This window comes from Rhizobium sophorae (assembly GCF_013087515.1).
Classification (GTDB): domain Bacteria; phylum Pseudomonadota; class Alphaproteobacteria; order Rhizobiales; family Rhizobiaceae; genus Rhizobium; species Rhizobium sophorae.
Window position 1 is genome coordinate 22,750 of the sequence record NZ_JABFCN010000066.1, and the last position, 22,392, is coordinate 45,141.

General features: G+C 61.8%; 16 protein-coding genes. 12 read left to right on the forward strand and 4 right to left on the reverse strand.

What is annotated here, in order from left to right:
- Window positions 1-91: 91 nt before the first annotated feature.
- The 12 genes from G9X64_RS32430 to trxA all read left to right on the forward strand — a co-directional run bounded on the left by G9X64_RS32430 (window position 92) and on the right by trxA (window position 17,828).
- On the forward strand, window positions 92-826 hold the full coding sequence (locus tag G9X64_RS32430) for a response regulator transcription factor (RefSeq protein ID WP_003544146.1): 735 nt from the start codon (window positions 92-94) through the stop codon (window positions 824-826).
- Between the two features lie 186 nt (window positions 827-1,012).
- On the forward strand, window positions 1,013-2,803 hold the full coding sequence (locus tag G9X64_RS32435; protein WP_168309260.1) for a sensor histidine kinase: 1,791 nt from the start codon (window positions 1,013-1,015) through the stop codon (window positions 2,801-2,803).
- On the forward strand, window positions 2,800-3,252 hold the full coding sequence (locus G9X64_RS32440; protein WP_168309259.1) for an HPr kinase/phosphorylase: 453 nt from the start codon (window positions 2,800-2,802) through the stop codon (window positions 3,250-3,252). The genes G9X64_RS32435 and G9X64_RS32440 overlap by 4 nt, the downstream gene beginning before the upstream one ends.
- A 150-nt stretch (window positions 3,253-3,402) precedes the next feature.
- Window positions 3,403-3,804 (forward strand): PTS sugar transporter subunit IIA, encoded by a 402-nt coding sequence (locus G9X64_RS32445; protein WP_003544139.1) that lies wholly within the window; start codon window positions 3,403-3,405, stop codon window positions 3,802-3,804.
- A 9-nt stretch (window positions 3,805-3,813) separates the two neighbouring features.
- Window positions 3,814-4,089 (forward strand): HPr family phosphocarrier protein, encoded by a 276-nt coding sequence (locus G9X64_RS32450; RefSeq protein ID WP_003544133.1) that lies wholly within the window; start codon window positions 3,814-3,816, stop codon window positions 4,087-4,089.
- A 157-nt stretch (window positions 4,090-4,246) separates the two neighbouring features.
- Complete coding sequence (gene ahcY / locus G9X64_RS32455; protein WP_168277177.1) at window positions 4,247-5,647, forward strand: adenosylhomocysteinase; 1,401 nt, start codon at window positions 4,247-4,249, stop codon at window positions 5,645-5,647.
- Between the two features lie 204 nt (window positions 5,648-5,851).
- The gene (locus G9X64_RS32460; RefSeq protein WP_168309258.1) at window positions 5,852-8,434 is read left to right on the forward strand and encodes a sensor histidine kinase; all 2,583 of its coding nucleotides are present in this window, start codon (window positions 5,852-5,854) and stop codon (window positions 8,432-8,434) included.
- Window positions 8,431-9,948, forward strand: a complete 1,518-nt coding sequence (tsaE, locus tag G9X64_RS32465) for a tRNA (adenosine(37)-N6)-threonylcarbamoyltransferase complex ATPase subunit type 1 TsaE (RefSeq protein ID WP_168309257.1) — start codon at window positions 8,431-8,433, stop codon at window positions 9,946-9,948. Before G9X64_RS32460 ends, tsaE begins: the two co-directional genes overlap by 4 nt.
- Window positions 9,949-9,961: 13 nt before the next feature.
- Window positions 9,962-10,693: a nucleotidyltransferase family protein gene (locus G9X64_RS32470; protein WP_168309256.1), complete on the forward strand. Its 732-nt coding sequence runs from the start codon at window positions 9,962-9,964 to the stop codon at window positions 10,691-10,693.
- Window positions 10,694-10,696: 3 nt separating this feature from the next.
- A complete protein-coding gene (addB, locus tag G9X64_RS32475; RefSeq protein WP_168309255.1) occupies window positions 10,697-13,888 on the forward strand; it encodes a double-strand break repair protein AddB in 3,192 nt (1,063 codons plus the stop codon).
- Window positions 13,881-17,432: a double-strand break repair helicase AddA gene (gene addA, locus G9X64_RS32480; RefSeq protein ID WP_168309254.1), complete on the forward strand. Its 3,552-nt coding sequence runs from the start codon at window positions 13,881-13,883 to the stop codon at window positions 17,430-17,432. The genes addB and addA overlap by 8 nt, the downstream gene beginning before the upstream one ends.
- A gap of 75 nt (window positions 17,433-17,507) precedes the next feature.
- Window positions 17,508-17,828, forward strand: coding sequence for a thioredoxin (gene trxA / locus G9X64_RS32485; RefSeq protein WP_003544118.1), 321 nt, complete (start codon window positions 17,508-17,510; stop codon window positions 17,826-17,828).
- Between the two features lie 71 nt (window positions 17,829-17,899).
- Here trxA and G9X64_RS32490 read toward each other — a convergent pair whose 3' ends face one another.
- The 4 genes from G9X64_RS32490 to trpB form a co-directional block, all read right to left on the reverse strand.
- The gene (locus tag G9X64_RS32490) at window positions 17,900-19,252 is read right to left on the reverse strand and encodes a bifunctional folylpolyglutamate synthase/dihydrofolate synthase (protein ID WP_171378207.1); all 1,353 of its coding nucleotides are present in this window, start codon (window positions 19,250-19,252) and stop codon (window positions 17,900-17,902) included.
- Between the two features lie 27 nt (window positions 19,253-19,279).
- Entirely contained in the window at window positions 19,280-20,185 is a 906-nt protein-coding gene (accD, locus tag G9X64_RS32495) for an acetyl-CoA carboxylase, carboxyltransferase subunit beta (RefSeq protein ID WP_017995600.1), read from the reverse strand.
- Between the two features lie 141 nt (window positions 20,186-20,326).
- Complete coding sequence (trpA, locus tag G9X64_RS32500; protein ID WP_168309253.1) at window positions 20,327-21,166, reverse strand: tryptophan synthase subunit alpha; 840 nt, start codon at window positions 21,164-21,166, stop codon at window positions 20,327-20,329.
- A 3-nt stretch (window positions 21,167-21,169) separates the two neighbouring features.
- A complete protein-coding gene (trpB, locus tag G9X64_RS32505) occupies window positions 21,170-22,390 on the reverse strand; it encodes a tryptophan synthase subunit beta (protein WP_003544114.1) in 1,221 nt (406 codons plus the stop codon).
- Window positions 22,391-22,392 lie beyond the last annotated feature (2 nt).

Sequence of the window (22,392 nt, forward strand, 5' to 3'; positions counted from 1 at the left end):
ACCTTTATCCTCCATAAGCGCATCCGGTCACTGAGACCGCCTGGGGAGAGCAAATCCGGGAGATTGCGCACTGATGACGGAGACCAACACCATGCCGACAATCGCGCTCGTTGATGACGACCGCAACATCCTCACCTCGGTGTCGATCGCACTGGAGGCCGAAGGATATAAGGTCGAGACGTATACGGACGGTGCTTCGGCGCTCGACGGCCTGCTGGCGCGACCGCCGCAGCTGGCGATCTTCGACATCAAGATGCCGCGCATGGACGGCATGGAACTGCTGCGCCGCCTGCGGCAGAAGTCGGATATTCCCGTCATCTTCCTCACCTCCAAGGATGAGGAGATCGATGAACTCTTCGGCCTGAAGATGGGCGCCGATGACTTCATCACCAAACCTTTTTCGCAGCGCCTACTGGTGGAGCGCGTGCGCGCCGTCCTGCGTCGCGCGTCAAGCCGCGAAGCCGCCGCCGCCGGCACCAGCCCCACCGGCGCGCCGAAGACCGGCGCGGTGCAGCAGGCCCGCTCGCTGGAACGCGGGCAGCTGGTCATGGATCAGGAACGCCATACCTGCACCTGGAAAGGCGAGGCCGTGACGCTGACGGTGACCGAATTCCTGATCCTGCATTCGCTGGCGCAGCGCCCCGGCGTCGTCAAAAGCCGCGACGCGCTGATGGACGCAGCCTATGACGAACAGGTTTATGTCGACGACAGGACCATCGACAGTCACATCAAGCGGCTGCGCAAGAAATTCAAGATGGTCGACACCGACTTTGATATGATTGAAACACTCTACGGAGTGGGATACCGCTTCCGCGAAGCAGCCTGAGCCCCCAAGCGGCGCAGCGCGCTACTGCATAATTTCCTAAATCGGCATCGGTTTAAGGGTTAAATTAGGCAGCAGTTCAAAATGTCACGGCGTCCTTGGCGCGTCTGAAAAGACGCGCGGCGCTGTCGGAAATGTTGAGGGCTGCGGGCCGGTCCATCCGGCCCCGCTCTTCGAAAGGGCCTGTCATTGGCACAGTTGGTGCAGGAAAGGGATCTCGACGATGCGGAGGGCGTGAGCACCCGTCGCGTTCGTGGCCGCCGTTGGTCGCATCCCTTCACGCTGATCCGCCGCATCTTCGGCAATGCCGTCTTTTCGAGCCTGACGCGGCGCATCCTGTTCTTCAATCTCGTCGCGCTGGTGGTACTCGTCGGCGGCATCCTCTACCTTAACCAGTTCCGCGAGGGATTGATCGACGCTCGCGCCGAAAGCCTGTTGACGCAGGGCGAAATCATCGCCGGCGCCGTTTCGGCCTCCGCGTCGGTCGATACGAACTCGATTACCATCGATCCGCAGAAGCTGCTCGAGCTGCAGGCCGGCCAGAGCATCACCCCTGTGCCGAACGACGAGGACCTTGAATTCCCGATCGATCCCGAAAAGGTCGCGCCGGTTCTACGCCGGCTGATCTCTCCGACGCGCACCCGCGCCCGCATCTTCGATGCCGATGCCAACCTGCTGCTCGATTCGCGCCATCTCTATTCGCGCGGCCAGGTATTGCGCTTCGACCTGCCGCCGGTGGAGGAAGAGAAGCAGACCTGGAGCGAGTGGTTTGCCACCCTGTTCAACAAGGCGTTACAGCCCGGCAATCTGCCGCTCTACAAGGAAGCGCCAGGCGGCGACGGCTCGATCTATCCCGAAGTGATGAACGCACTCACCGGCGTGCGCGGAGCAGTCGTGCGCACCACCGAAAAAGGTGAACTCATCGTGTCCGTCGCCGTGCCGATCCAGCGCTTCCGCGCCGTGCTCGGCGTGCTGTTGTTGTCGACGCAGGCGGGCGACATCGACAATATCGTCCATGCCGAGCGGCTTGCCATCATGCGTGTCTTCGGCGTGGCGACACTCGTCAACGTGCTGCTTTCGCTGGTGCTGTCGTCGACCATCGCCAATCCGCTGCGCCGTCTTTCGGCAGCGGCCATCCGCGTCCGCCGCGGTGCCAAGACGCGTGAGGAAATTCCCGATTTCTCTGCCCGCCAGGATGAAATCGGCAACCTTTCCATCGCATTGCGCGAGATGACGACGGCGCTCTACGACCGCATCGATGCGATCGAGAGTTTCGCCGCCGATGTCAGCCACGAGCTCAAGAACCCGCTGACCTCGCTGCGCAGCGCCGTCGAAACGCTGCCGCTTGCCCGATCCGACGATTCCAAGAAGCGGCTGATGGACGTCATCCAGCACGATGTCCGCCGCCTCGACCGGCTAATCAGCGATATCTCTGACGCCTCCCGTCTCGACGCCGAACTCGCACGTGTCGATGCCGGCTCCGTGGATATGGAGGTGCTGCTGCGCGACCTCATCGAGGTTTCGCGCCAAGTCAGGAGCACCAAGAAGCAGGTGGAAATCGAATATGCGATCGAACGCAAGCCGAACGTCAAGACGCGCTTCGTCGTCAACGGCCACGATCTACGCATCGGCCAGATCATCGCCAACCTGATCGAGAATGCCCGCTCTTTCGTGCCGGAAAAGGGCGGCAAGATTGTCGTGCGGCTGGTGCGGACACGCTCGCGCTGCGTCACCACGATCGAAGACAACGGCCCCGGCATCCAGGCGGAAAATATCGACCGTATCTTCGAGCGCTTCTATACGGACCGGCCGGAGGCGGAAGGCTTCGGCCAGAATTCGGGGCTCGGCCTGTCGATCAGCCGGCAGATCGCCGAAGCGCATGGCGGTTCGCTGAGAGCCGAAAACATCACCGATGCCGAGAGCGGGCATATACTCGGCGCGCGCTTCATCCTCTCTTTGCCAATCGGCGCCGCAGCATGACCGAGGCAGCTTTCAACGTCCATGCGACGGCGATCGTCGTCGGCAAGACGGGGCTGCTGTTCAGCGGCCCCTCCGGCTGGGGAAAATCGATGCTGGCCTTCACCTGCATGACCGAGGCGCGCCGGCTCGGGCTTTTCACGGCGCTGGTCGCCGACGACCAGGTTCTTCTCTCAGCAGAGGCCGGCGCGGTGATCGCCACGTGCCCGCCGTCGATCACCGGGCTGATCGAACTTCGCGGCACCGGCATCGTTCGTCAGGACCATATTCCAAGAGCGGCCATGCATTATGCCGTGCTTCCGGGCAGCGCCACCGGTGAAAACCGGGTGCCTCCCGAGGGCGAAATGGTAAGCATTGCCGCCGATTTTTCGCTTCCCGCATTGCGGTTGCTCACAGGTGTTTCCTCACCCCTTGCGATCCTGATGGCAAAAGTGCCGGATATCGGGCGCTGAGCCCTTCCGGATTGGTCAATCTGCCTTATATATTCGCATTTTTATCTTGCACTTCGGCTTTTCATAGCCAAGATGTGCCCCCACCGGTGGACGTAATTGCTGCGTTGCGATATTGGGGCCACCGTTTGCGTATATGGGAGCAGTAATATCATGATCGGACTTGTGCTTGTCACTCATGGCAAGCTGGCTGAAGAGTTTCGTCATGCTGTCGAGCACGTCGTCGGTCCTCAGAAATTCATCGAGACGGTCTGTATTGGCCCCGAAGACGACATGGATCAGAGACGGCAGGACATTCTGGAAGCCGTTTCCGGTGCCGATGATGGCCACGGCGTTGTCATCCTGACCGACATGTTCGGCGGCACGCCGTCCAATCTCGCCATATCAGTCATGAGCAGCGGCCATACCGAAGTCATTGCCGGTGTCAATCTGCCGATGTTGATCAAACTTGCCGGGGTGCGCGGCGAGAACAACATGGAAAAGGCGCTGGTGGAGGCCTCCGAAGCCGGACGGAAATATATCAATGTCGCGAGCCGTGTGCTCAGCGGAAAATAACGGGCATTCATGACATCGCTCTCCCGGGAACTCCTCATCATCAACAAGCGCGGTCTTCACGCGCGCGCTTCCGCCAAATTCGTGCAGATGGTCGAGACCTTCGATGCCGCCATCACCGTTTCCAAGGACGGAATGACGGTCGGCGGAACCTCCATCATGGGCCTGATGATGCTTGCGGCAAGCCCCGGCTCGAGCGTCGTCGTTTCGGCGAGCGGCAGCCAGGCCGAGGAAGCGCTGGAGGCCCTGGACCAGCTGATCCAGAACAGGTTCGGCGAGGAGATGTGAGCTCCGATCGAGTTCATATAAACATATAAAGACTTCTTTATATCCTTATTGCCATCACCGGCGAAGCCTGCTAAACGGCGGACATGCCGTGCGCTTGCACGCGGGTCATCTTCGCGCCTGCGCCAATTTTGAGACGTTTTTCAGCCTGGAGGCCTCTATGAGCACTGAAAAAGATTATGTCGTCGCCGATATCGGGCTTGCGGATTTCGGCCGCAAGGAAATTACGATCGCCGAAACCGAAATGCCGGGGCTGATGTCCTGCCGGACCGAATTCGGCCAGACAAAGCCGCTGAAGGGCGCGCGCATCACCGGCTCGCTGCACATGACTATCCAGACGGCCGTGCTCATCGAGACGTTGGTCGCGCTCGGCGCTGAAGTCCGCTGGGCCTCGTGCAACATCTTCTCGACGCAGGATCATGCCGCTGCCGCGATCGCCGCTTCCGGCGTGCCTGTCTTCGCCATCAAGGGCGAATCGCTCGAAGATTATTGGGTCTATACCGACAAGATCTTCCAGTGGGCCGATGGCGGCCTTTCCAACATGATCCTCGATGACGGTGGCGACGCCACCATGTACATCCTGCTTGGCGCCCGTGCAGAAGCCGGCGAGGACGTGCTGTCTCACCCGCATTCCGAAGAAGAGGAAATCCTCTTCGCACAGATCAAGAAGCGCCTTGCCGCTTCGCCTGGCTGGTTTACCAAGCAGCGCGACGCGATCAAGGGCGTCACCGAGGAAACGACGACCGGCGTCAACCGCCTTTACCAGCTCAGCCAGAAGGGCCTGCTGCCTTTCCCGGCGATCAACGTCAACGACTCTGTCACCAAGTCGAAGTTCGACAACAAGTATGGCTGCAAGGAATCGCTGGTCGACGGCATTCGTCGCGGCACTGACGTGATGATGGCCGGCAAGGTTGCCGTCGTCTGCGGATATGGCGACGTCGGCAAAGGTTCTGCCGCTTCGCTCTCCGGCGCCGGCGCCCGCGTCAAGGTGACCGAAGCCGATCCGATCTGCGCATTGCAGGCTGCGATGGACGGCTATGAAGTCGTTCTGCTCGAGGACGTCGTTTCGTCGGCCGATATCTTCATCACCACCACCGGCAACAAGGACGTCATCCGCATCGACCATATGCGGGCGATGAAGGATATGGCGATCGTCGGCAATATCGGTCACTTCGACAACGAAATCGAAGTCGCTGCATTGCGCAATCTCAAGTGGACCAACGTCAAGCCGCAGGTCGACCTGATCGAATTCCCCAAGGGCAACCGCATCATCCTTCTTTCCGAAGGCCGTCTGCTCAACCTCGGCAATGCCACCGGCCATCCGTCCTTCGTGATGTCGGCTTCGTTCACCAACCAGACGCTGGCGCAGATCGAGCTGTTCACCAAGCCCGACCAGTATGCCAACCAGGTCTATATCCTGCCGAAGCATCTCGATGAAAAGGTCGCACGCCTGCATCTCGACAAGCTCGGCGTGAAGCTGACGGAGCTTTCTGAGGAACAGGCTGCCTATATCGGCGTCTCGCCGAAGGGCCCGTTCAAGTCCGACCACTACAGATATTGATCTGATCGTTTAATATCCACAAGATGTAGAAGCCGCGGCATTGACAAATGCCGCGGCTTATTTTTTGGACGCTCCCTTCCCGCCGATTCCCTTCCGAAGTATTGTTTTAAGACTTGATTCGTGGCGCCGGACCCTGTCCGACCGCTGCGAAAATGGGATGTCTTGTCGTAATGCGGCACATTGAAGGACGGAGACATACCGCGGATGTCGGAAATGAAAAGCAGCCTGCCCGGTCAGGCGGATGATGGCGCTCGCGCCGATCGCCGCCCGCTCATGGCAGGCCAAGGATATAAATCTGCAACGGCATACGAGGCCGTAAAGCAAGAGCACGGACCATTGGCGCGCTTCCTGAAAAGTTGCGCGGCCGGCACGGCGCTTGCCGCGCTGGCGCGGCCGGCTCTGGCACAAGCGGAGCAGCAGGCGGCCTCGGCTCACCTCTTCACATCCTCGCAGGTGATCGGTGTTTCCGTCGTCATCGGCGTCATATCGGCAGCGCTGCTGTCGACGCTGTGGCTCGTGCGTCAGCGCGGCAACCTGGAAAACGAGAGCCGGGAAATCCGCTCGGCGCTCTCCGATGCCCAGCAGCGCATTTCGCAATACCAGGCTTTGATCGCCGACAAGAATCGGCGGATCGTTATCTGGGACGGCAATGCACGCCCCGAACTGCTCGGCCAGCTTCCGCCCGAGACCGGCGCGCCGCAGGACGGCGAATTCCTGGCCTTCGGCCTGTGGCTGAAGTCACGTTCGGCTTCCGAGCTGGAAAAGGCGATCGACCGGCTGCGCGACGAGGCGCAAAGCTTCGACATGGTGGTCGAAACCATCCGCGACGAAATCCTGGAGGCGCAGGGCCGGGTTTCCGGCGGGCGTGCCTTCGTCCGCTTCGTAGCGCTCAACAATCTGCGCGCCGAACTCGCAGAGCTCAGGATCGAACGCGACCGGCTGATGACCTCGATCTCGGCTTTCCAGACCATGCTCGACGCGATCGACATGCCGGCCTGGCAGCGCGATCCGGTGGGCCGGCTCACCTGGGTCAACCAGGCCTATGGCGAGGCGGTCGAAGCGCGATCGCCGCAGCAGGCGATCAATGAAGGTCGCGAGATGCTGACGACCGTGGCGCGCGAACGCATTCGCGCCACGACGACACCGGAATCGCCCTTCCACGACAAGATCTCGACGGTCGTGCACGGCAACCGCACATTCTTCGACGTCGTCGACGTCAGGGTTCCCGGCGGCTCGGCCGGCATCGCGATCGATGTGTCCGACATAGAGGCAGTGCGTGCCGAGCTGGAACGGACGCTGAAGAGCCATGCCGAAACGCTCGATCATCTCGCCACACCTGTCGCCATCTTCGACGGCGACCGCCGGCTGCAATTCTACAACCAGGCCTTCGTCGCGCTCTGGGAGCTGGATATCGCCTTCCTCGAAGGCCGGCCCGACAATAGCGAGCTGCTCGAGCGGCTGCGAGCGGCCAAGAAGCTGCCCGACCAGCTCAACTGGAAAAGCTGGAAGGAAGCCGCGCTTTCCGTCTATCGCGCGCTCGACACGCAATCCGATCTCTGGCACCTGCCGAACGGGCAGACGTTGCGCGTGTTTGCGACCGCCCATCCGCAGGGTGGCGCCACCTGGGTGTTCGAAAACCTGACCGAGCAGGTCGATCTCGAAACGCGTTACAACACGCTGGTCAAGGTGCAGGGTGAAACGATCGACCATCTTTCCGAAGGTGTGGCGGTGTTCGGCCCTGATGGACGCATCCGCCTTTCGAACCCGGCCTTCCGCGCGCTCTGGGGGATCACCGAAACCGAAGCCAAGCCCGGCACTCATATCCGTGCACTCGGCGAGGCCTGCGCCCCGTCCTATGACCGGCCGGACGGCTGGAAGACCTTTGCGGAACTCATCACCAGCTTCGACGACGAACGCCGCTCGGGCCAGGGAACGCTGGAACTCTTCTCCGGCCTCGTGCTCGACTATGCCGTCATCCCGCTGCCGAATGCGCAGACCATGCTGACCTTCGTCAACATGACGGACAGCGTGCGTGCCGAGCGCGCGCTGACCGAGAAAAACGAAGCACTACGCAAGGCCGACGAGCTGAAGAATGACTTCGTCCAGCACGTTTCCTATGAACTGCGTTCGCCACTGACCAACATTATCGGCTTCACCGATCTCCTGCGCACGCCGGGCGTTGGGCCGCTTACCGAACGGCAGGCCGAATATATCGACCACATCTCGACCTCGTCCTCGGTTCTGTTGACACTCGTCAACGATATTCTCGACCTTGCGACCGTCGACGCCGGCATCATGCGCCTCAATTATGCGGATATCGATCTCAACGATCTGCTCGACGACGTCTCGATGCAGATCGCCGACCGCCTCCACGAAAGCGGCGTCGCGCTTGAAATCACCGCGCCCGCCTATCTCGGCTCGATCGTCGCCGATCCGCAGCGTCTGAAGCAGATCCTTCTGAAGCTTCTTTCCAATGCGGCGAATTTCTCGCCCGAGGGCACTTCGATCTCACTGGAATGCCATCGCGAAGGCACCGATTTCGTCTTCTCCGTCAGCGATCGCGGCCCAGGCATCTCACCTGACATGATCGCGACCGTCTTCGACCGTTTTGCCACAGGGGCGAAAAGCGGCAAACGCGGCGGCGCCGGCCTCGGCCTCTCGATCGTCGACAGCTTCGTCAGTCTGCATCATGGCGACGTGACGATCGACAGCGAGCCAGGCAAGGGAACCACCGTCGTCTGCCGTATCCCCTCGGTCGATGTACCGCATTCCGCCGCCGCCGAATGACGACCAGTGACGCGATCTCGCTTTTCCTGAAAGACGAGGCGGCCACCATCCGCCTCGGCGAAGACTTGGCGCTGGCCCTGAAAGCCGGCGATTGCCTTGCCCTTTCCGGCGATCTCGGCGCGGGGAAATCCTCGCTCGCCCGCGCGATCTTGCGCGCCATGGCCGATGACGAGCGGCTCGAGGTCCCCAGCCCGACCTTCACACTGGTCCAATCCTACGATCTGCGCATCGCCGTTTCGCATTTCGATCTCTACCGGCTCGGCGACCCCGCCGAACTGACGGAACTTGGCTTCGACGAGGCTCTGCAGAATGGGATCTGTCTCGTCGAATGGCCGGAGATGGCGGAAAGCGAACTGCCCGCAGAGCGCATCGCGCTGACGCTGGCACATGAAGGCAACGGCCGCCGGGCAACGATCAAAGCCGCTGCCGCGCAAAATACACGCATCCGCCGCGTCCTGGCGATCCGCGATTTCCTTGACGCCGCCGGTTACCCCGCAGCGAAACGCCGATTCCTGACCGGTGATGCCTCGTTGCGTGCCTATGAGGCGATCTATCCGCAAGCTGGGAACCAACGCATCATCCTGATGGACTGGCCGCCGCTTGCTGAAGGCCCGCCGGTTCTCGACGGCAAACCCTATCCCAAAGTCGCGCATCTTGCCGAAAACGCTTATCCCTTCGTGGCGATCGCCGATACGCTGCGCAAGGACGGTTTTGCGGCGCCCGAAGTCTACAAGGTGGATTATAACAAGGGTATCCTGCTGATCGAAGATCTTGGCAGCGAAGGTGTGCTGGGTCCCCACGGACAGCCGATCATAGAACGCTATCGAGAAAGCGTTGCCTGCCTGGCCAGGCTGCACGCCCTGAAATTTCCGCAGGACATCCCTGTTGGAAAGGGGCATGTCCATCATATTCCTGATTTCGACCGCACGGCGATGAAGATGGAGGTGCGGCTGGTGCTCGACTGGCACCTGCCCTGGAAGCGTCAGGGCGCGCCCGCAACGGAAACCGAACGGGCGGAATATCTGGCGATCTGGGATGGGCTCATCGATGAGCTCGCAACGGCCGAGAAGAACCTCCTGCTGCGCGATTTCCACTCGCCGAACATCATCTGGCGCGAACATGAAAGCGGTATTCGCAAGATCGGCCTCATCGATTTCCAAGACGCGATGATCGGCCCCACGGCTTATGACCTTGCTTCGATCGTCCAGGATGCGCGCGTAACGATCGAGCCGGATCTCTTTCGGCAGCTGATGGACGATTATCTGACACTTCGCCGCGCACAGGGCGGCTTCGACGAAGCCGGCTTCATGAGGGCCTGGGCAATTATGTCGGCGCAGCGCAACTGCAAGCTTGCCGGCCTTTGGGTGCGCTTGTTGCAGCGCGACGGCAAGCCGGGCTATCTGAAACATATGCCGCGCACGCTCGCTTATCTGAACGTCGCGCTTGAGCATGAAACGCTTGCCCCCTTGCGTGATTGGTGCGCAAGGGCTGGAATAGGTCAGAGCGAATCATAAGTTCCGGATCAGAATGACCATCAAACAAGCCATGGTACTGGCGGCGGGTCTCGGAACCCGTATGCGCCCGATCACCGATACGATCCCGAAGCCGCTGGTGAAGATCGACGGCAAGCCGATGATCGACTACGCGCTGGATTCGCTGGTGGCGGCCGGCGTCGAACGGGCCGTCGTCAACGTTCACCATCACGCCGGCCAGATGCTCGATCATCTCGGGAATTATCAAGGCCTCGACATCGCCATTTCCGATGAGCAGGAAGCGCTGATGAATTCCGGCGGCGGCCTGGCAAAGGGCCTGACGCTGCTGACCCGCGACAATATCTTCGTCATGAATGCCGACCTCTTCTGGATCGGCGAACAGCCGGGGCGACCGACGAATCTGCAACGCTTAGCCGGATTTTTCGATGCCGAGCGCATGGATATGGCGCTGCTTTGCGTTGGGATCGAGGATACGACGGGTCACAACGGCAAGAACGACTTCAGTCTCGCGGCCGATGGCCGGCTGACGCGCTATCGCGACGATCCCTCCAATCCCGTCGTCTATGCCGGCGCGATCGCCATGAACCCGTCGCTGTTCGACGACGCACCAAAGGATGCCTTCAACCTCAATATCTATTTCGACAAGGCGATCGCGCGCGGGCGGCTTTTCGGCATGGTGCTCGAAGGCCATTGGCTGACGGTCGGCACCCCGGAGGCAATCGGCGAGGCGGAGGAAACGATCCGGCGATTGCGGACGTTTGCTTAAGCCATGGCGGAGCGGCACCAGCCACGCATCCTGACGATCCCGGCGGGCCTCTCCTTCCTGAAAACGCTGGCCACGACACTTTGCGATGGCCGATTGACGCCGATTTTCCGGCACGACGCCGATGATCCGCTGTCGCTTGCCAAAGTAACGATCTACCTGCCGACCCGGCGCGCCGTGCGTGTGCTGCGTTCTGAATTCGTCGACCTGCTCGGCGGCCGATCAGCGATCCTCCCCGTCATCCGCCCGCTCGGCGAAACCGATGACGATAGCGGCTATTTCGACGAGGCGCTGCCGGCAACGATCGATCTCGCCCAGCCGCTGTCGAATACCGCCCGCCTGCTGGAGCTTGCGCGCCTCATCCTTGCCTGGCGAAATAAGTTGCCGGAGATCGTCCGCCACATTCACTCGGACTCGCCGCTGGTCGCGCCGGCAAGCCCGGCGGATGCGATCTGGCTCGCCCGCAATCTTGCCGAGCTGATCGATTCCATCGAGACCGAGGATCTCGACTGGTCGGAGCTGTCCAAACTCGATACCGGCGATTATGCCGCCTGGTGGCAGCTGACGGCGGAGTTCCTGCAGATCGCCAGCGCCTTCTGGCCCGAGCGGCTTTCCGAACTCGGCAAATCCTCGCCGGCGCGGCACAGAAACGCCATTCTGCGGGCCGAAGCAGGCCGGCTTTCGGCGACGAAACCCGCGGGACCGATCATCATCGCCGGTTCGACGGGTTCCGTTCCCGCCACCGCCGATCTCATCGCCGCCGTCGCCCATCTGCCTGAAGGTGTGATCGTGCTTCCAGGTCTCGATCTCTCCATGCCCGAAAGGCACTGGCAGATGGTCGCGCCGGAACCGGCGCCCGGCCAACACGCCAATCCGGCAAGCCGGAGCCATCCGCAGTATGGTCTGTCGCTGCTGCTCAAGCGGCTGAAGCTGACGCGGGCCGACATCACGCTCCTCGACAGACCGGAGGCCGACCTTGAGCGGCGTGCCGAAATCCTGTCGCGGGCCCTTGCCCCGGCGGAGGCGACCAGCGAATGGGGAGCTTGGAAAAACGACCTGTCGGCAGGCGCACTGTCTTCGGCCTTCTCTGACATCTCGCTGATCGAAGCCGCCAATGAGCGCGAGGAAGCAACCGCAATTGCCATCGCGCTCCGGCTGGCGCTGGAGAGACCGGGGCAGGACGGCGACAGCCGGGCAGCCCTCATCACGCCGGACCGCAATCTCGCCCGGCGGGTGATGGCGGAGCTTTCCCGCTTCGGCATCCTCGCCGACGATTCGGCCGGCACACCGCTTGCGGCCACGCCGCAGGGCACGCTTCTGCAATTGCTGCTGGAGGCAGCGTTGCGGCCGGGCGATCCGGTGGCGATCATCTCTTTGCTCAAGCATCCGCTCGCCCGCTTCGGCCTGGAACGCCACCCATTGATTTCCGCTACCGAGGCGCTCGAGCTGCTGGCGTTGCGCGGCGGCGTAGCCGAGGTGGATATCAGCACGCTTGAGCCGCTGCTGATCCACCAACTTGCCGAACAGGCGCTGGACAGGCACGCGCCGCAATGGCGAAAGGCGCTTTCGCCCGATGCAGCCGACGCCGCATATGACCTTGCCCGGCGGGTCGCACAAGCGACCGAGCCGCTGGCTTCGGCGCTGATGCGGCACCGGCCGGAAGATCGCGGAAGAACAGTGCGCTTCACATTGTCCGAATGGGCAGAGCGCACCGGTCGTTCGCTGGAAGCCGTTGCGGCCGATCCGCGAGGCAATCTCGCCGATCTCTGGTCTGGTGAAGCGGGAGATGCGCTCGCCGCCCTGCTCAGCGAAGTGATCGACACCAACGGCCAGATGGAGGCCGACGGGCCGCAATGGATCGACATCATGGCAGCCCTTGCTGCCGGTCATGCGGTGAAGCCACGGGCGCTGAGCCATCCCAGGCTTTTCATCTTCGGCACGCTGGAAGCCCGCCTGCAGAGCGTCGATACGCTGATCCTCGGCGGCCTCAATGAAGGCACCTGGCCAGGGCAGACCGCCAACAATCCCTTCATCCCCCGCATGATGAAGACGGAGATCGGCCTCGAACCGCCGGAACGGCGCATCGGCCAGCTGGCGCATGATTTCGAGATGGCAAACGGTACGCGCCATCTGATCTATTCGCGTGCGCTACGCCAGGGCTCGACGCCGACCGTCGCCTCGCGCTGGCTGCAGCGGCTGCTGGCGCTCGGCGGCGAGGCATTCGAAGCGGAATTGAAGGGACGCGGCAACCGGTTTCTCCAATGGGCCGCTCTCATCGATCGGGGAGATGCTCAAGCACCGGCGCAACGCCCCTCGCCGAAACCGCCGCTGGCACTGCAGCCGAAATCCTATTCCTTCAGCGAAGTCGGCCGGCTGCGCCGAGATCCCTATGCCATCTATGCCCGTCGCATCTTGCGGCTCGACCCGGTCGATCCGTTCAATCGCGATCCGGGTGCGGCCGAACGCGGGACCCTCTATCACAAGATCATCGACCGTTTCATTCGCGAAGCCCATATCGCCGGCACGCCGGATGCGGCAGCGGCGATGGAGTGCATTCTTTCCGAGCTTTTCGACATGGAAAAGTTGCCACCGCATATCGATGCCGTGTGGCGGCCGCGCTTTCGCGCGGTGGCCCGCGCCTTCCTCGAATGGGAGGCTGGACGCCGGCATGGCATCCTGAAAACGCTGACGGAAGTACGGGGTGGTATGGAGCTGGAGTCGATCAATATCCGGCTCACTGGCGTCGCGGACCGGATCGACATAACAGGACCGCACTCGGCCGACATCATCGACTACAAGACCGGCTACAATCCTTCGCCGGCGCAGGCGCGCGTGCTTCTCGATCCGCAGCTTGCGCTCGAAGCGGCCGCCTTGAGCGCCGGCGCCTTCCGCGATGCCGGCAGCCTCGTGCCGCAGGATCTTCTCTATGTGCGCCTGCGTCCGGGAAGCCGCTTCCAGGTCGATACCGTCAACAACGAGAACTCGGCGCGCAGCGACAAGGCGAAGTCGGCGATGGATCTCGCCGCCGAATCGATCGACCAGCTGGTCAAATTCGTCGGGCTGCTGCAATCCAGCGAAAGAGGCTTTACCTCGCGGCTGATCCCGGCCCAGCAATTCGATTTCGGCGGCGACTACGATCATCTTGCCCGCGTCTCCGAATGGTCGACGGCCGAAACCGAAGAGGGCGGTGATGAGTGATGTGACCGCCCTTCCCAACGACGACGATCCGGGCGCCTGGATCGGCTGGACGACGATCCAGCAGGCGATTGCCTCCGATCCACTGCGTTCGGCATGGGTCTCGGCCAATGCCGGTTCCGGCAAGACGCATGTGCTGACGCAGCGCGTCATCCGGCTGCTACTATCAGGTGCGCGGCCTTCTGCCATTTTATGCCTCACCTACACCAAGGCCGCAGCGTCGGAAATGTCGAACCGCGTCTTCGAACGGCTGGCGGAATGGGTGGTGCTTGACGATGAAGACCTCGGCCGGCGCATCACGCAGATCGAGGGTACGGCTCCTGACGGACTGAAGCTTGCCGAGGCCCGCCGGCTGTTTGCCAAGGCGCTGGAGACACCCGGCGGACTGAAGATCCAGACGATTCATGCCTTTTGCGAGGCGCTGCTGCATCAGTTCCCACTGGAGGCCAACGTTGCCGGGCATTTCTCGGTTCTCGACGATCGCTCGGCGGTGGCGCTGCTTTCCGATGCCCGCCGGGCGCTGCTGACGGCAACCGCGCCTGACGAAGACAGCGCCCTTGCCGAGGCATTCGCCTACGTGCTCAATCTCGGCGACGAATCCGGACTGGAGAACCTGCTCGGCGACATCGTCGCCAACCGCAATGCCATTCGTCGTTTCACGGCGACGGCCGAACAGCAGGGCGGCGTGGAAATGGTTCTGCGCAAAAGGCTCGGCCTTGCCGCCAGCGACACGGAAGGCCGGATCGCGGCGCAATATTGGCCTTTGCCGGAGCTTTCGGGCGGCACGCTGGAGCTTTATCTTTCGCTCGCCGACCAGAAGGGCGGCGCGAAGGCGCAGGAGGTTGGCTATGGCCTCAGGCTCGCCGGGCGGGAATGCGATGACGCAAGGCGCGCTGAGATCCTCGAGAAAATCTTTCTGACAGTGAAGGGCGAGCCCAAGGCGGACTCGCAATTCCTCGTCAAGGCCATGCTTGCCGAGGCACCGCAGCTGGGGGGGGCTATCGCCATTGCCCGCGCGCATGTCGCAGCAAGCCGCGACCGGCTGAAACTGATGCGGATGTACGGCGCCACGCATGCGGCGCTCGTGCTCGCCGATCGGCTGAATCACGATTATGAGGAGTTGAAGAAGCAGCGCAGCCAGCTCGATTTCGAGGACCTGATCACCCGCACCGCCGACCTCCTGACGAAAAGTGGCGTCGGCCCCTGGATCCACTACAAGCTTGATCGGGGTATCGATCATATCCTCGTCGACGAGGCGCAGGATACCAGCCCGATCCAGTGGAGCGTCATCCAGTCGCTGGCCGAAGATTTCTTCTCCGGCGAAAGCGCCCGGCCGATCGTGCGGACGCTCTTTGCCGTCGGCGACGAAAAGCAGTCGATCTATTCCTTCCAGGGGGCGCGGCCTGAGCGTTTTTCCGAGGAGAGCGACCGGACGCGGCGGCGCGTTTCCGACAGCGGGCAGAGTTTTTCTTCCGTGCGGCTGCCGCTCTCCTTCCGCTCGACCGCCGACGTGCTCGAGGCCGTCGACCACATTTTCAAGGCGCCCGAGAACGCGCGCGGCCTCAGCGCGCTCGGCGAACCCGTCGTGCATCGCTCCAGCCGCATCGGGCATCCCGGCGCCGTCGATCTCTGGGAGATGGTTGCGCCGGAAGCGGTGGTGAAGGAGGAGGACTGGACAGCGCCCTTCGACGCGACGCCGGAAAGCGCGCCGGCCGCAATCCTCGCGCGGCGGATCGCCCATTCGATCGGCACGCTTGTTGGCCGCGAAACGATCGTCGACAAAGGCAAGGAGCGTCTGATCGAGGCCGGCGACATCCTGGTGCTGGTGCGCAAGCGCGACACCTTCGTCAATGCGTTGACGCGGGCGCTGAAGCGCCGCGGCGACATTCCCGTCGCCGGCGCGGACAGGCTAGTGCTGACCAGCCATATCGCCGTGCAGGATCTGCTGGCGCTCGGCCGTTTCCTGCTTCTGCCGGAAGACGACCTTTCACTCGCCGCCGTGCTCAAGAGCCCGCTTTTCGATCTCTCCGAGGACGACATCTTTGCGGTCGCCGCGTTGCGCGGCGACAATGAAAGCGTCTGGAGCCATCTCAAAAGCTTCGCCGCAGACGGCACCGAGCGTTTCCGCGCTGCCGTCGAGAGGCTGGAGCTGTTTCTTCGGCAGTCCAGGAGCCTGTCGGTCCATGATTTCTATGCGCGCGTGCTGGGCAGCTATGGCGGGCGGCGGCAATTCCTTGCCCGTCTCGGCACCGAGGTCAGCGATATTCTCGACGAATTCCTGACCTTCACGCTCGACCACGAGAGCTCCGGCCTTCCCGGGCTGCAATCCTTCATCTCGACACTGGAACTCGAGGCCCCGGTGATGAAGCGCGAGCAGGACAAGGGGCGCAACGAGGTGCGGATCATGACGGTGCATGCCTCCAAGGGTCTTGAAGCACCGATCGTTTTCCTCGTCGATGGCGGTTCGAAGGCCTTCACCCATACCCATCTTCCGAAGCTTCGGCTAATCGAGACCGGCCCAGACGAGCCGCCGATGCCCGTCTGGGTTCCTGTCTCGGATCTCGCCAATTCGCTGACCCAGGACGATGCGACACGCATCCAGATGCTGGCGGAAGAGGAATACCGCCGGTTGCTCTATGTCGCCATGACGCGCGCCGCCGACCGGCTGGTCGTCTGCGGCTATCGTGGCGTGCGGGTGAATAACGACACTTGGCATATGATGATTTCGACGACACTCAGCGACGACCATCCGCATGTGGAGGCGACCACATTCTCCGGTCCCGATGGGGAATGGCCGGGCATCAAATGGAGGGTGCCCCGGGTGGATCGAAGCTTCGAGCGTATCGATCGCAGCGAAGAGCGCGGCAGCGAGGAGACTTTGCCGGACGGCCTATTGCGGCCATTGCCGCCGCAGGCTGAGCTGCCCCGGCCGCTCAGTCCTTCCGGTGCCGGGACGATTATCGATGAAGACGAAGGCGGCCTGCTGGTCGTCTCGCCGCTGTTCGGCGAGAAGGAGCGCAGCGATCGTTCACTGGAGAAAGGCAGGCTGATCCATCGCATGCTGCAGGCGCTTCCTGAAATTCCACTTGCCGAACGGCCTGACGCGGCAGACCGCTATGCCGAACGGGCGGCGCGGTTCTGGCCGGAAACCGAACGGCGCAAGCTTGTCGATTCGGTTCTGAAACTATTGGACGAGCAAGGCCTGCAGGCTGTTCTCGGTGCGCAGGCCCAGCCCGAGGTCTCGATCATGGGAACATTGACGCTCGAAGATCGGCGCTATGCCGTCTCCGGCCGCATTGACCGGCTTGCCGTCCTTGCCGATCGCGTCGTCATTCTCGACTACAAAACCAATCGGGTGCCGCCGGCCACAGAGGAGGCTATCCCTTTCGCGCACCGGGCGCAGCTGGCGATCTATCGCGAGATCCTGGCGCCGCTCTATCCTGATAGGCGCATCGATTGCATGCTTGTCTATACCGAGAACGCCTCGCTCTTCACGCTAAGCGAAAAGGCGCTCGGTTTGGCGCTTGCAGCGGTCAAGACAAAGTGAAATACCGGACATTGAAAATTCGGCACCGCACCATCACATGTGGTTCAACACCCAATTCCGTTAAAGGAGCAGCCCATGGCTACCGTGAAAGTCGATATCAATAACTTCCAGTCGGAAGTTCTGGAATCCGCAGAACCCGTCGTCGTCGATTTCTGGGCTGAATGGTGCGGCCCGTGCAAGATGATTGCTCCGAGCCTCGAAGAAATCGCCGTCGAGATGGAAGGCAAGGTCAAGGTCGCCAAGCTGAATATCGATGAGAACCCGGAACTCGCTGCACAGTTCGGTGTGCGCTCAATTCCGACTCTTGCGATCTTCAAGGGCGGCGAAGTTGCCGATATCTCTGTCGGTGCAAAGCCGAAGACGGCTCTTTCGAACTGGATTTCCAGCGCTGCCTGATTGATATCGACCAATTTATATCGCATTGACGAAAAAGCCCGGTTCGACTGGGCTTTTTCATTTCGCGGCCCTCATTTCGGGGGCGTGCCGTTGTCGGCAAGCACGTCGCCGACGAGATAGAGAGAGCCGCCGACCAGAATGCGCGGCGGCAATGCCTCCGGATCGAGAACGGCTTTTATCGCTTCCAGCGCATCGCCGACCGTCAACATCGGTTCGGCAACCAAACCGGCATCATAAGCCGCATTCGACAATATCACGGGGTCGATCATCGCTTCGCTGCCGCGGATCGGCACGCAGAAAACCTTCTCGACCAGGCCGGTAAAGGCCTTGAAATAGCCGACCGGATCCTTGGTGTTGATCATGCCGGTAATCAGGAAAAGCGGCCGAGACTGCCGCTCCTCGAAATTGGCCATGGCTTCGGCGATCACCTCGCCGGCACCGGGATTATGCCCGCCATCGATCCAGATCTCGGCGCCGGCGGGCGCATGCGACAGCAGCCGGCCCTCGCTCAGACGCTGCAGCCGGCCCGGCCATTCGACCGAACTCATCGCCTTTTCCATCATCGTCTCGGTGACGGTGAAACCCGCCGCTTTGACGGCCCGAATGGCGGCGGCGGCATTGGCATATTGGTGGCGGCCGGGAAGGCGCGGCAGCGGCAGGTCGGCAAGACCGAATTCGTCCTGGTAGACGAGCCGGCCATATTCCTCATGCGCCATGAAATCCTGCCCGAAGACGGCGCTCGGGCAATGCAGCCGTTCTGCCGTCGACATCAGCACGTCGAGTGCTGCGTCATATTCCTGATGGCCGATGACAACGGGAAATCCCGGCTTCATGACGCCGGCCTTTTCGGCTGCGATCAACTCGACCCTGTCGCCAAGATAAGGCTGGTGATCCAGCGAGATCGGCATGATGACCGAAACAGCCGGGTCGGAAATGATATTGGTCGCATCGAACCGGCCGCCGAGACCGACTTCGATGATCGCGGCATCGGCCGGATGTTCGGAAAACAGGATGAAGGTGACCGCCGTCAGGATTTCGAAGACGGTGATGTGCTGTCCGGCATTGGCATCGGCCACGCGACGCACGGCGTCGGCAAAGACGGCGTCGTCGACAAGCTGTCCACGTCCGCCCTTGACGCCAATGCGATAACGCTCGTGCCAATTGACCAGATGCGGCGAGGTGTGGACATGGGCGCTGTAGCCGCCGGCTTCGAGCAGGGCACGGCAGAAGGCGGTGACAGATCCCTTGCCATTGGTGCCGGCGACATGGATCACCGGCGGCAGTTTCCTGTGCGGATTGCCGAGCACATCGAGAAGACGGTTGATGCGATCGAGAGACAGATCAAAACCCTTGGGATGCAATCCCATGAGCTTGTCGATCTCCTGTGCTGCCTCACTCACCGCGGTTTGGCCTCTGGGTATCAATTCGGCACCCCGCCTGCTTATCGGTTATCAGGCGCTCGCCGCCAGAGCGATCGCGCCGCCATTCATGTCGTTCGCCGCCGAAACCGGCTTCTTCGTCAAGATCTTCAAGAGGCGCGCCAGCGTTTCGGGAATATCGTGACGTTTGACGACCATATCGACCATACCATGCTCCAGCAGGTATTCAGAGGTCTGGAAGCCTTCGGGCAGTTTTTCACGCAGGGTCTGCTCGATCACGCGCTTGCCGGCAAAGCCGATTTCGGCACCGGGTTCAGCCAGATGAATATCGCCAAGCATGGCATAGGAGGCCGTAACGCCACCGGTGGTCGGATTGGTCAGGACGACGATATAGGGCTGGCCGGATTCCTTGAGCATGTCGACGGCAACCGTCGTGCGCGGCAGCTGCATCAGCGACAGGATGCCTTCCTGCATGCGCGCGCCGCCGGAAGCGGGGAACATCACCAGCGGGCACTTTTCAGCCGTCGCGCGCTCGAAAGCCTTGACGATCGCCTCGCCGGCGGCCATGCCGAGCGAACCGCCGATAAAGTTGAATTCGTGCACAACCGCCACGAGTTTCAGTCCCTGCACCTTTCCGACACCGGCGAGGATCGTATCCTCCTGTTCGGTCTTCAGACGGCTGTCGCGCAGGCGATCGCTATATTTCTTCGAATCACGGAACTTCAGCGGATCCTGCGCGACCTTCGGCTGCGGCAGCGATTCGAACTCGCCATTGTCGAAAAGATCGGCCAGGCGCGCCTTGGCCGGCATCTTCATGTGATAACCGGACGCCGGAATGACCCATTTGTTGCCTTCCAGGTCCTTGTGGAAGACCATCTCGCCCGTTTCCGGGCACTTGATCCAGAGATTCTCCGGCACTTCGCGACGGCCCAGCATGGAATTGATCCGCGGGCGAACGTAGTTGGTGATCCAGTTCAACTCGAATACTCCTGATAGTCTAAAGCGCGTCGCGATCTTTCAGATTCGCTGCCACGCTTTAGGTCCTAGTTTCCCGCATGTCGTTGCCGCAAAACCGCTGCACACTTTTGGGCGACATGCTTTATTGCCAATGTGGGCAAACTATTCGGCAGCAACAAGGCGCGCCGAACGTGTTCCCGTGGAAAGGCCGCGCACCAGCGTGGCTACCGCCTGAACCGTGTCTGCCGTTGCCTTTCCGTCATGCGTCAGGCTGGTCGCGACCTGATTGACGATCGCGGTGCCGACGACGACGCCGTCGGCCGAACCGCCAATGACCTTTGCATGTTCCGCCGTCTTGACGCCGAAGCCGACGCAGACGGGCAGCTTGGTGTGCTGCTTGATGCGCTCGACCGCGCCCGAAACCAGCGACGGATCGGGCAGCGCCGAACCGGTGATGCCGTTCATGGAGACGTAGTAGACGAAGCCTGAAGTGTTCTTCAGGACCGTCGGCAGGCGCTTCTCATCCGTCGTCGGTGTCGCCAGGCGGATGAAATTGAGGCCTTTGCGGATCGCCGGAATGCAAAGCTCGTCATCCATCTCGGGCGGCAGGTCGACGACGATCAGGCCATCGATGCCGGCGGCGAGCGCGTCGTCGAGGAATTTCTCGACGCCGTAAATATAGATCGGGTTGTAGTAACCCATCATCACGATCGGCGTCGCATCATTGGTTTTGCGGAAATCGGCCGCCAGCTGCAGCGTCTTCTTCAGCGTCTGGCCACCTTTCAGGGCGCGCTGGCCGGCCAGCTGGATCGCCGGGCCGTCGGCCATCGGGTCGGAAAAGGGCATGCCGAGTTCGATGATGTCCGAGCCTGCCTCGGGCAGCGCCTTCATGATGCCGAGCGAGGTGTCGTAATCTGGATCGCCGCCCATAAAATAGGTCACAAGCGCCGGACGGCCCTCGGCCTTCAGCTCGGCAAAGCGTTTGTCCATGCGTGCGGTCATGTCTTACAGTCCCATTCCCAGAATCTTGCCAACGGTGAAGATATCCTTATCGCCGCGGCCGGAGAGGTTCATCAGGATGATCTCGTCCTTGCCCATCGTCGGGGCGCGCTTTATCACCTCGGCAATCGCATGCGAGGGCTCGAGCGCCGGGATGATGCCTTCGAGGCGGGTCAGGGTCTGGAAAGCCTCGAGCGCTTCATGATCCATGATCGGCACATAGTCGACGCGGCCGGTATCGTTCAGCCAGGAGTGTTCGGGGCCGATGCCGGGGTAATCGAGGCCGGCCGAAATCGAATGGCCTTCCTTGATCTGACCGTCGCCATCCTGCAGCAGATAGGTGCGGTTGCCGTGCAGCACGCCCGGCGAACCGGCGGTGATCGAGGCGCAATGTTCGTCGCCCTGCAGACCCTTGCCGCCGGCTTCGACGCCGACGATCTTGACAGAGGGATCATCCAGGAAAGGATGGAAAATGCCGATGGCGTTAGAGCCGCCGCCGACGGCAGCGATGACGAGATCCGGAAGACGGCCTTCGGCCGCCAGCATCTGCTCTTTCGCTTCGATGCCGATCACCGACTGGAAATCGCGGACCATCTCCGGATAGGGATGCGGACCGGCTGCCGTTCCGATCAGGTAATAGGTATCCTCAACATTGGTGACCCAGTCGCGAAGCGCCTCGTTCATGGCGTCCTTCAGCGTGCCGCTGCCGGCCGTGACCGGTTTGACTTCGGCGCCGAGCAGCTTCATGCGGAAAACGTTCGGCGCCTGACGCTCGACGTCGGTGGCACCCATATAGACGACGCAGGGAAGGCCGAAGCGGGCGGCCACGGTCGCGGAGGCGACGCCGTGCTGACCGGCACCGGTTTCGGCGATGATGCGGGTCTTGCCCATGCGCTTGGCGAGCAGGATCTGGCCGATGCAATTGTTGATCTTGTGCGAGCCGGTATGATTCAGCTCCTCGCGCTTGAAATAGATCTTCGCGCCGCCGAGTTCGGCCGTCAGCCGCTCAGCGAAATAGAGCGGGCTCGGGCGGCCGATATAATGCGCGCCGAGATGCTTCAATTCGGCCTGGAATGCCGGATCGTTCTTTGCCCGGTTCCACTCGTCCTGCAGGTCCAGGATCAGCGGCATCAGCGTTTCGGCGACGAAACGACCGCCATATATGCCGAAACGGCCATCTTCATCGGGGCCGGAACGGAAGGAATTCGGTTTAGGCGTCTCGTTCACTC